Origin of the sequence: Pseudomonas defluvii, assembly GCF_001695625.1 — a bacterium.
GTDB lineage: Bacteria > Pseudomonadota > Gammaproteobacteria > Pseudomonadales > Pseudomonadaceae > Aquipseudomonas > Aquipseudomonas defluvii.
The window spans coordinates 1-9,211 of the sequence record NZ_MBPN01000147.1 but is presented as its reverse complement, the minus strand read 5'-3'; the positions used below and the strand labels follow the sequence as shown (position 1 = coordinate 9,211).

11 protein-coding genes are annotated in these 9,211 nt (G+C 57.5%); 9 read left to right on the top strand and 2 right to left on the bottom strand.

The window, feature by feature from the left end:
- On the top strand, nt 1–178 hold a 178-nt coding region (locus EKA13_RS24490; protein WP_141685661.1), incomplete at its 5' end, for a transposase.
- On the opposite strand, the gene EKA13_RS24485 is transcribed toward EKA13_RS24490, so the two are convergent.
- Nucleotides 175–516 carry a LysR family transcriptional regulator gene (locus tag EKA13_RS24485; RefSeq protein WP_245704405.1) on the bottom strand — a complete coding sequence of 114 codons (342 nt, stop codon included), beginning with the start codon at nt 514–516 and terminating at the stop codon, nt 175–177. The genes EKA13_RS24490 and EKA13_RS24485 overlap by 4 nt on opposite strands.
- A gap of 492 nt (nt 517–1,008) precedes the next feature.
- Between EKA13_RS24485 and EKA13_RS24480 the strand changes: the two genes are divergently transcribed.
- On the top strand, nt 1,009–1,440 hold the full coding sequence (locus EKA13_RS24480; protein ID WP_009459601.1) for a DUF488 domain-containing protein: 432 nt from the start codon (nt 1,009–1,011) through the stop codon (nt 1,438–1,440).
- A gap of 374 nt (nt 1,441–1,814) precedes the next feature.
- Nucleotides 1,815–3,791: an excinuclease ABC subunit UvrB gene (gene uvrB, locus EKA13_RS24470; RefSeq protein WP_009459603.1), complete on the top strand. Its 1,977-nt coding sequence runs from the start codon at nt 1,815–1,817 to the stop codon at nt 3,789–3,791.
- Nucleotides 3,792–3,941: 150 nt separating this feature from the next.
- On the opposite strand, the gene EKA13_RS24465 is transcribed toward uvrB, so the two are convergent.
- Complete coding sequence (locus EKA13_RS24465; RefSeq protein ID WP_009459605.1) at nt 3,942–4,847, bottom strand: LysR family transcriptional regulator; 906 nt, start codon at nt 4,845–4,847, stop codon at nt 3,942–3,944.
- Between the two features lie 154 nt (nt 4,848–5,001).
- On the opposite strand from EKA13_RS24465, the gene EKA13_RS24460 reads away from it, so the two are divergent.
- From EKA13_RS24460 to EKA13_RS24435, 6 genes are all read left to right on the top strand, one after another.
- The gene (locus EKA13_RS24460) at nt 5,002–5,409 is read left to right on the top strand and encodes a ketosteroid isomerase-related protein (protein WP_009459611.1); all 408 of its coding nucleotides are present in this window, start codon (nt 5,002–5,004) and stop codon (nt 5,407–5,409) included.
- Nucleotide 5,410: 1 nt separating this feature from the next.
- Complete coding sequence (locus EKA13_RS24455) at nt 5,411–6,019, top strand: GNAT family acetyltransferase (RefSeq protein ID WP_009459619.1); 609 nt, start codon at nt 5,411–5,413, stop codon at nt 6,017–6,019.
- Nucleotides 6,016–6,906, top strand: coding sequence for a carbon-nitrogen hydrolase family protein (locus tag EKA13_RS24450; protein WP_009459621.1), 891 nt, complete (start codon nt 6,016–6,018; stop codon nt 6,904–6,906). Before EKA13_RS24455 ends, EKA13_RS24450 begins: the two co-directional genes overlap by 4 nt.
- A 282-nt stretch (nt 6,907–7,188) precedes the next feature.
- Entirely contained in the window at nt 7,189–7,464 is a 276-nt protein-coding gene (frmR, locus tag EKA13_RS24445) for a formaldehyde-responsive transcriptional repressor FrmR (RefSeq protein WP_007182548.1), read from the top strand.
- A gap of 59 nt (nt 7,465–7,523) precedes the next feature.
- On the top strand, nt 7,524–8,633 hold the full coding sequence (locus EKA13_RS24440) for an S-(hydroxymethyl)glutathione dehydrogenase/class III alcohol dehydrogenase (RefSeq protein WP_011871467.1): 1,110 nt from the start codon (nt 7,524–7,526) through the stop codon (nt 8,631–8,633).
- 43 nt (nt 8,634–8,676) lie between these two features.
- On the top strand, nt 8,677–9,075 hold the full coding sequence (locus EKA13_RS24435; protein ID WP_009459624.1) for a VOC family protein: 399 nt from the start codon (nt 8,677–8,679) through the stop codon (nt 9,073–9,075).
- Nucleotides 9,076–9,211: the final 136 nt, after the last annotated feature.

The window sequence follows — 9,211 nt, the reverse complement described above, 5'->3', positions numbered from 1 at the left end:
CGCTGAGAGCATCCTTGCCTACTTCGACCGGCCAGGAACCAGCAACGGTCCAACAGAAGCTATCAACGGGCGACTTGAGCACTTACGAGGTACCGCCTTGGGCTTTAGAAATTTAACCAATTACATAGCCAGGTGCTTGCTGAAGTCAGGAGGGTTTAGAAATCAGCTACACCCTTAAATGCGAAGAGCCCTTAATGTGGGTGCTACGCCGGCAGTTCCTGGGAGTATCCCTAGCCGGAATTTCCCCTCTATACCCCGCCGTAGTGCGGAGATTTCTCGCTCCAGTCCTTTGCAGTCGTCATACATCTGCTGAGCCCAAGACAGTACGCGCATTCCTTCAGAAGTGAGCCCGTCGTAGCGTCGGCCATGACGCACGATCTCGACACCCATGTCTTCCTCCAATTGCTTGATGCCCGCGGAGAGTGTCGGCTGAGAAACATTGCAGCTTTTTGCCGCGTTGCCAAAATGGCCTTCACGGTGCAAAGCAAGCAAGTATTCAAAGTTTCTTACGATCATAGATTTTCTTCTGATAGAGTTGATTGAATTTTATACTTTTATGAAAAAACCTGTGCACGCTTCGATCTGCGTTCAACCTTGATCACGCAGGTGGCACGCATGAAAGGCTGTTGTGCGCAGTGCCCATTCAGTAGGCTCGGCTCGTCATCGGCGGCCAGCACCACAACGCACGGGACAGCCAATAGCGCGAACACAGGTGCTTCGCGCTGTAGGGCGAGTCGTCCTCATGTAGCTTAGCAGTTGGCGCGTTCTGGAAGGGAAGAAGCGGGAGTGGTGAAGCACGCAACCGCAAAAGGCGGTGCTAAGCTCTTGAGCTGCTCGGGTCGTGGCCGCGAGTCGTTGAAGCGGCCAGAGAATGGAGCCTGCCGTGGCCGTTGTGGAGTAGCTAGTACGCCATGCCCCCGGCGTTTCCTTGGCTGCGATTGACGGGCGTACCTGGCGGCAGATCAATAACAGCCATTTATGGATGAAGGAACGAGTGGAGTAAGGCAGATGAAGATATTCACGATTGGATTCACTAAGACCTCCGCGCGATCCTTCTTCACCAAATTAGGTGATTCTGGTGCCAAACGCCTAGTCGATGTTCGTCTGAATAATGTTTCGCAATTGGCCGGCTTCGCAAAGCGCGAGGATCTTCGGTATTTTTCCGAGGCGTTGTGTGGGATGGAATATGAGCACCTGCCAGCACTTGCTCCAACCAAGGACATGTTCGAGGCATATAAAATAAAAGGGGGAGATTGGGATATCTACGCGAGGAAGTTTCTGGATTTAATGTCGTCCCGAAAGATTGAGTCAATCGATAAAGAAAAGATTGATAACAGTTGCCTGCTTTGCAGCGAAGACAAGCCCCATCACTGCCATCGGAGGCTAGTGGCCGAGTACCTTGCAGGCAAATGGCCGAATGTTGAGATCGTGCATCTTTAGCAGGTGACGTAGCTCCACGCCTCCGGCGTCTCGTCTTGATGGCTGAGAGAGGCAAAGGCGCGCATCGGCGGGAGCCGCCGCCACACATGGGGCGTACAGAGCAATCTCGCCCGCCACGACTCGATGTCGGCGCTGAACGAGGCGAGTAGCTCCAGGTGCATTGGCAGACGGGCCGCTGGCTGACGTCGTGGCGCTCGGCGGATATGCACTGGGAAGCCCGCCCGTGTGTTGGGCTATCATGTTGGCGACGCCTACGCCCAGGTGGGGCGTGGCAGGATCGCCGTCATTTACACCCCAGTTTGGTACTGCTATAGGTCTTCCGAAATAGCCGATACATCAGGACAAATTGAAGTAGCTCAATTAGGAGATATCTAATGTCAACCGGTACGTTCATTCTGCACTCCAGCTATACGCCGGCGGGGGACCAGCCAGAGGCGATAGCGCGCCTGCTATCGGACATAGAAGAAGGTGCGACACACCAGACGCTGAAGGGTATCACCGGCTCTGGTAAGACCTTTACGATGGCCAATGTGATTCATCGTCTGAAGCGGCCCACGTTGATCTTGGCTCCTAACAAGACATTGACCGCGCAGCTTTATGGTGAAATGAAGCACTTCTTTCCTGAGAATGCTGTCGAGTACTTCGTTTCCTACTACGATTATTTTCAGCCCGAGATTTATATGCCGGGCACCGATCGTTTCATTCCAAAGGACTCGGCCATCAACGATCACCTTGAGCGCCTACGCCTGTCCACGACCAAATCCTTGATTGAGCGCCGCGATGTGATCGTCGTCGCTTCGGTGTCTTCAATCTACGGCCTGGGTGACCCGGAGGCGTACCGAGCGTTGCAGATCGCTCTGTCCCCTGGGGTCAAACTAAACCAGAGAGAGCTGATTCGTCGTTTGGCTCTGCTGCAATATGATCGCACTGAGCGCACTCTCAAACGTGCAACGTTTCGCGCTCAAGGTGATGTGATCGATATCTTTCCTGCTGATTCCGAGCATAGGGCAGTTCGGGTGGAACTGCTGGATGACTCTGTTGCGTCTGTTCAATGGCTAGACCCTGTTACAGGTAAAACGCTTGGGGCAATTGACCATTACTTGGTTTCGCCAAAGACGCTTTTTGCACCGCCCACGAATAAAATAGATTCCGCGTCCAAGAAGATACTCGCTGATATGGAAGAGCGGGTTGCCGAGCTGAACAGGAATAATCGCTTGGTCGAGGCAAACAGGCTGTACGAGCGGATCACGCATGACGTGGAGATGATGCGCGAGGTAGGCTATTGTTCGGGCATGGAAAATTATTCCTGCTACTTCAGCGAACGGGACCCGGCCTCGCCTCCGATCACATTGCTGGATTACCTGCCGAAAGATGGGCTTCTGTTCGTCGATGAATCCCACGTCATGGTGCCACAGATATCCGCAATGTACCGGGGGGATCAGGCGCGCAAGGAGACGTTGATAGATTACGGGTTCCGCTTGCCTTCGTCTAAGAACAATCGCCCGTTGAACTTTGGTGAATTTGAGAAGGTCAAGCCTCAGACCATCTTTGTTTCCGCTACTCCGGGAGACTACGAGCTGAGGGTGTCGAAAGACAGGGTTGTCGAACAAGTTATCAGACCAACGGGACTGCTTGATCCCAAGGTTGAGGTGCGGAAAGCGGACGGATACATAGATGACCTGCTTGCCGAAATATCGAAGTGCGTGAAGAAGAAAAATCGCGTGCTCGTGACTACGCTGACGAAGGTCAGTGCAGAAGAGCTAACGGATTTCTTGACGGACAACGGGATTCGAGCGCGCTACATGCATTCGGACATAAAAGCGGAGGATCGTGTTGAGATCATCAATGGCCTGCGCGCAGGAGAGTTCGATGTTTTGATTGGGATTAGTCTTTTGCGCGAAGGGCTGGATATTCCAGAGGCATCATTGGTTGCTATTCTCGATGCAGACCGTGCAGGATTCTTGCGTTCGGCCCATGCTCTCATTCAGATGATAGGTCGAGTCGCTCGGAATGAAAACGGCAAGGCGATCTTGTACGCCGACGCGGTGACTCCGGCGATGAAACAGGCGATCGATGAAACCAATAGGCGCAGGCAGCTTCAAATTGCCTTTAACGAGGAAAATGGGATTTCTCCGGCCTCGTCTGTGCGAAAACTAGCAGGAGAAGAGACGAATACGGAGGAGCCCACCGTTCACTCCGAGGCTTTCTGCGAGAATTTGTCCGACCTTTGCGATCAGATCACTGCCAAGGAACAGCAGCTACTCGAATTTACCGATACCGGTGACGAGCAGCGCGTCGAAGATATTCGTCGTCAGTTGGATGGTTTGTACCGGCAATTCATTTACATCTAATCGTTTGCCGGCATAGGGTTGCATGGCCGACCGATCTGCACCTGGCGCAAGCGGGCAGACGGTCGGCTCATCATTCAACCGGAGGGGCGAGCCGCCAAGGCTCAGTGCCCCGCTTTCCAGGGCGTGTGCCTTTCAGTGTCTTGCGACGTGTCAGCGCAAAGCTGGCAACGATCCAACGGCGACCAGCATTTCATCAAATACCGCTCGAACCCTTCCCGGAATGGGGCCACGCTGAGGCCGATAGACGTACAACCCCCATGCCGGAGGTTCTTCGCTCTCCAACACTCGCACGAGCTTCCCGCTGGCAATGTAGGGGGCGGCCATGTAGTCCGCCAGTTGCGCGAACGCGATCCCGGCCAGCGCCGCTCCCATTTCCATGTCGGCATTGTCGGCGACGAGAGTGGGTGCGGCAGGTGTCCACTGGCGTCCCGCCTTGAAGTGCCAAGGCCAGGGACGGCCGGTATTGATATCCAAGGCCACGGTAGCTGGCAGGCTGCTTAGCGCATCGATGTTTTCAGGTACGCCCACTTTCTTGATCAGGCGCGGAGCGGCAACGATCGGAAGTTTCATGTCGGCTGCCTTGCGTGCGACGAAGCGGCTATCACGCATGAATCCGACCCTGATTCCGACGTCAATCCCTTCGTCAACCGTATTGCTGATGCGATCGGACAGGCGCACATCCAGCGTGATGTCGGGATGACGCGCGGCCACGCGCTCCAGTGCCGGCAGCACCGCTCTGGTGCCCAAGCTGTGCGGTGCGGTGATGCGAACCGTACCGGACAGGGATGCCTGCTGGTCGGAGCCAGGCGTTCGCCACAGATCCTCGAACCGCTCCAATGCCGGGCGCACCTGGTCTAACAGCCCTTCGCCGAAGGCGGTGATGCGCACCTGGCGCGTGCTTCGATGAAACAACACCTCGCCGTAGTGTTGCTCCAGTTGCTGGATGGCACGGGTGACACCTTGCGGAGAAGTCCCCAGCCGGACGGCTGCATCGCGAAAACTGCTGCTTTCGGCCGCCACCCGAAAGATGCGCAGTAGTTCCATTTCCTTGTTCATGACGCACGCCTCATGGTCGGTTTCGCCGCTCGTTAATTGTTCCAGATGGTGGAATTATAAAATCGCAACAATTCCATATACAAGGGAGGCGCGGTTGCCCAGACTGACAGCACCCCGGAATGCTCCGCTCCGAACAACCCAACAAGGAACGCGAATGAACGCTGCGACTCTCATCACTGCCTACTACGACGCCTTCAACCGCGGTGACCGCGAGGCCATGCTGTCAATGTTGACCGATGACGTCGCGCACGATTTGAACCAGGGCGCTCGTGAGGTCGGTCGCGAAGCCTTCCGCGCCTTCCTGCAGCGCATGGACCGCTGCTATGGCGAGCAACTCCGCGGGATCGTGGTGATGGTCAGCGCCGACGGCCTGCGCGCAGGCGCGGAGTACGTGGTGCATGGCGAATACAAGGTGACGGACGACGGGCTGCCGGACGCCCAGGGCCAGCGCTACGTGCTGCCGGGTGGCGCGTTCTTCGAGATCCGCGATGGCAAGATCGCTCGTGTCACCAACTACTACAACCTCGGCGACTGGATCGCACAGGTCGGAGGGGACGCCTGAAATGACCAGCGACGTGCAGGTGCTGGTTCGTCGTGGGCCGGACATTGCCGAATGGTTCGACACCGTGGCACATCTGCGGGCGAAGGTCTTCCGCAGCTTTCCATACCTGTACGAGGGCGACATCGAATACGAGAAGCACTACCTTTCCATGTACGCCCGTTCGGCAGACAGCCTGTTGGTGCTCGTGCTCGCTGATGACGTGGTTGTGGGTGCGTCCACGGGGTTGCCGCTCGGCGATACGGAGCCGGCCTTCCAGGTACCGTTCGCCGATCGAGGAATCCCGATGGAGGCAGTGTTTTACTGCGGCGAATCAGTCCTGCTCCCAGCCTTTCGGGGCCTTGGCCTGGGCCATCGCTTCTTTGACGAACGCGAAGCGCATGCCCGTTCGTTGGGCGGCATGCAGTGGACATCGTTCGCGTCGGTGGATCGAGCAGACGACGATCCCCGGCGTCCTTCCAACTACCGCAGTAATGATGCCTTCTGGACCCGTCGTGGCTACGTGCGACAGTCGGACATGAAGGTTACGCTGCCCTGGAAGGAGGTGGGTGAGCCGACCGAAACCGAGCAGACGCTCACGATGTGGCTGCACTCTCTGGAGAACGCGAAGTGAAAGTAGCAGTTGCGAAATATGCAGTGGGTAAGCCGACGGACTTCGAGGCATTTGCTGCGCGGCAGCGACTGGTTCTGGAGGAGGCGCGCCGTGGCGGAGCGGAACTGGCCGTGTTGCCCGAGTATCTATCCCTCGAACTGGCTGCAACGTTCAAGCCTAGCATCCGCCGTGATTTCAACGCCTCTCTGGCCGCGCTGCAGGCCTTGCAGCCTGCTTGGCTGGCACTGTATGCCGACCTGTCGCGCGAGTTGTGCATGACCATTCAGGCCGGTACGTTTTTGACCCAGGTTGGTTTGGACCGCTACCGCAACCGAGCTTGGTGGTTTGCGCCTGACGGTACACGCGACTACCAGGACAAACTGCAGTTGACGGGGTTCGAGAAGGACACCGGCGTCATCGAAGGTGGCGACGAACTCAAGGTGTTCGACCTGAACGGTGTGCGTGCCGGCATCGCTGTTTGCTATGACAGTGAGTTTCCATTGCCCGTGCGAGCCCAGAGAGAGGCGGGAGTGCGCCTGCTGCTGGTCCCGAGCTGTACCGACACCCAAGCAGGTGCAACCCGGGTCCGTGTGGGCTGCATGGCGCGGGCGCTGGAGAACCGAATGTTCATCGCGCAGGCCGTGACGACCGGAGCTGCTGACTGGAGTCCGGCGTTGGACACGAACACTGGCGAGGCCACGATCTATGCACCAATGGATCGTGGATTCCCGGATGATGGCATTCTCGCGACGACTTGCGGCACGCAGACATGGGCGATCGGTGATCTTGACGTTGAAGCACTCGAACGAAACCAGGAACAGGCCCAGGTTGCGGTCGATCGTGACTGGGACGGCCAGATGTTGCCTGCACTGCGGAAGGCTCGGTATTCGGGTCGTCAGGTCGCCTAGCCGGTCTCATCTTGTTAGCTTCAGTTCGATGAGTCGGCTTAGATAGGCCACGTCTATCTGCGCATAGATTTTTCCAGTTTGACCAGTTTTGAACTTGCCCCGATGCTGTCGATACATGCAAGAAATATTCATTAATTTGAATGTTTTGCGCTTCTTGGGAACAAATCTGTACTAGCCTGTAAGCGTGCTCGAAGAGCACAGATTTTGTGGCGAAGTTCGGCCGCATATACTATGGGGGAGTATTGTATAATGCGGCGGTGTACCCAAGTAGAGAGGTGTTCGATGCCACACAGCCCGGAAGAAAAGAAGCAAGCACTGACGCGCATCAGGCGCATCAAAGGTCAGGTAGCGACTCTTGAGCAAGCGCTTGATGCAGGTGCGGAATGTCCTGCAATTCTTCAGCAGCTTGCGGCCGTTCGTGGGGCAGTCAACGGATTGATGGCAACGGTTCTGGAGAGCTATCTGCGGGAAGAGTTTCCCAGTAGCGAAATCAGGAGCGATTCGCAGAACAAGTCCATTGACGAGACCATCTCTATCGTCCGCTCCTATCTGCGGTAGAGGCACCAGGGTGCCCTCGGTGAGGGCAAATTTAGTTAGCTAGTAAAGGAAGCGACATCATGAAATCACGTGCAGCAGTTGCCTTCGGGCCAGGAAAGCCGCTGGAAATCGTCGAGATCGACGTCGAGCCGCCGCGCAAGGGCGAGGTGCTCATCAAGATCACGAACACCGGCGTTTGCCATACCGACGCCTTCACCCTGTCGGGCGACGACCCCGAAGGTCTCTTCCCGGTCGTGCTGGGTCATGAAGGTGCGGGTATCGTCGTGGAGGTGGGTGAAGGTGTGACCAGCGTGAAGCCTGGCGATCACGTCATTCCCCTCTATACCGCCGAGTGCGGCGAGTGCCTGTTCTGCAAGTCCGGCAAGACCAACCTGTGTGTCGCGGTTCGTGCAACCCAGGGTAAGGGGCTGATGCCCGATGGTACGACTCGCTTCTCGTACAACGGTCAGCCGCTTTACCACTACATGGGCTGCTCGACCTTCAGCGAATACACGGTCGTCGCCGAAGTCTCGCTGGCCAAGATCAACCCGGACGCCAATCCCGAGCACGTCTGCCTGCTGGGCTGCGGCGTGACCACCGGCATCGGCGCCGTGCACAACACGGCCAAAGTGCAGCCGGGCGACTCGGTGGCCATCTTCGGCCTCGGCGGCATCGGTCTCGCCGCGATTCAGGGTGCACGCCAGGCCAAAGCGGGCCGCATCATCGCCATCGATACCAATCCGGCGAAGTTCGAGCTGGCTCGTACCTTCGGCGCGACCGAATGCCTCAATCCGAAGGACTTCGACAAGCCGATTCACGAGGTTCTCATCGAGATGACCGGCTGGGGTGTCGATCACACCTTCGAGTGCATCGGCAACGTCAACGTGATGCGTTCGGCTCTGGAAGCTGCCCATCGTGGCTGGGGCCAGTCGATCGTCATCGGTGTCGCCGGTGCCGGCAAGGAAATCTCGACCCGTCCGTTCCAGTTGGTCACCGGCCGGACTTGGAAGGGCTCTGCTTTCGGCGGGGTCAAGGGGCGTACCCAACTTCCGGGCATGGTGGAAGACGCAATGAAAGGCGAGATCGATCTCGCCCCGTTCGTCACCCACACCATGGGTCTCGACGAGATCAACCACGCCTTCGACCTGATGCATGAAGGCAAGTCGATTCGCACGGTGATCCACTACTGATCACCCACTATCCATTCAACACCAACCATCAAGGAAACTAACCATGTCCACTCCTGTCATTTCCGGCGACGGCATCTTCTCGCACGTCTTCATCGGCGCCGCCGACGTCCAGAAGTCGGCCGCGTTCTACGACGCCGCCCTGGGTGCTCTCGGCATCAAGAACCTCGGTCCTTTCGGCAACGGATGGGTGCTTTTCGGTCGCGAAAAGCCGGCTTTCATCATCGCCCGTCCGGGCAATGGTGAAGCGCCTTCGAGCAACGGCGTGACGGTCGGCTTTGCGGCCGCCACTCCCGCCGAAGTGGATGCCTTCCACGCCGCCGGCCTTGCCGCAGGCGGCACCGACGAGGGCCAGCCTGGCCCGCGTGGCCACCTGCCGGGTGCCTATGCGGCCTACCTGCGTGATCCGGCGGGCAACAAGGTCTGCTCGTACACCTTCGTCTGAAAGCTAGGAAGCTGAGGGCGTTCTGAAAGGGCCAGCACAAGCCTCTACACGGCGAGCCTATTAGACGGACCGTGTAGAGCGGTGTCTGCTCATGAAGATCGGCCCGCAGCCATGTGCGAAACGCATCCTTTCAGAC

Excerpts from the sequence above, each read along its gene's own strand:
- frmR (WP_007182548.1), top strand. The coding sequence starts at position 7,189 with ATGCCACACAGCCCGGAAGAAAAGAAGCAAGCACTGACGCGCATCAGG.
- uvrB (WP_009459603.1), top strand. The coding sequence starts at position 1,815 with ATGTCAACCGGTACGTTCATTCTGCACTCCAGCTATACGCCGGCGGGG.
- EKA13_RS24440 (WP_011871467.1), top strand. The coding sequence starts at position 7,524 with ATGAAATCACGTGCAGCAGTTGCCTTCGGGCCAGGAAAGCCGCTGGAA.
- EKA13_RS24485 (WP_245704405.1), bottom strand. The coding sequence starts at position 516 with ATGATCGTAAGAAACTTTGAATACTTGCTTGCTTTGCACCGTGAAGGC.
- EKA13_RS24460 (WP_009459611.1), top strand. The coding sequence starts at position 5,002 with ATGAACGCTGCGACTCTCATCACTGCCTACTACGACGCCTTCAACCGC.
- EKA13_RS24435 (WP_009459624.1), top strand. The coding sequence starts at position 8,677 with ATGTCCACTCCTGTCATTTCCGGCGACGGCATCTTCTCGCACGTCTTC.
- EKA13_RS24480 (WP_009459601.1), top strand. The coding sequence starts at position 1,009 with ATGAAGATATTCACGATTGGATTCACTAAGACCTCCGCGCGATCCTTC.
- EKA13_RS24465 (WP_009459605.1), bottom strand. The coding sequence starts at position 4,847 with ATGAACAAGGAAATGGAACTACTGCGCATCTTTCGGGTGGCGGCCGAA.
- EKA13_RS24455 (WP_009459619.1), top strand. The coding sequence starts at position 5,411 with ATGACCAGCGACGTGCAGGTGCTGGTTCGTCGTGGGCCGGACATTGCC.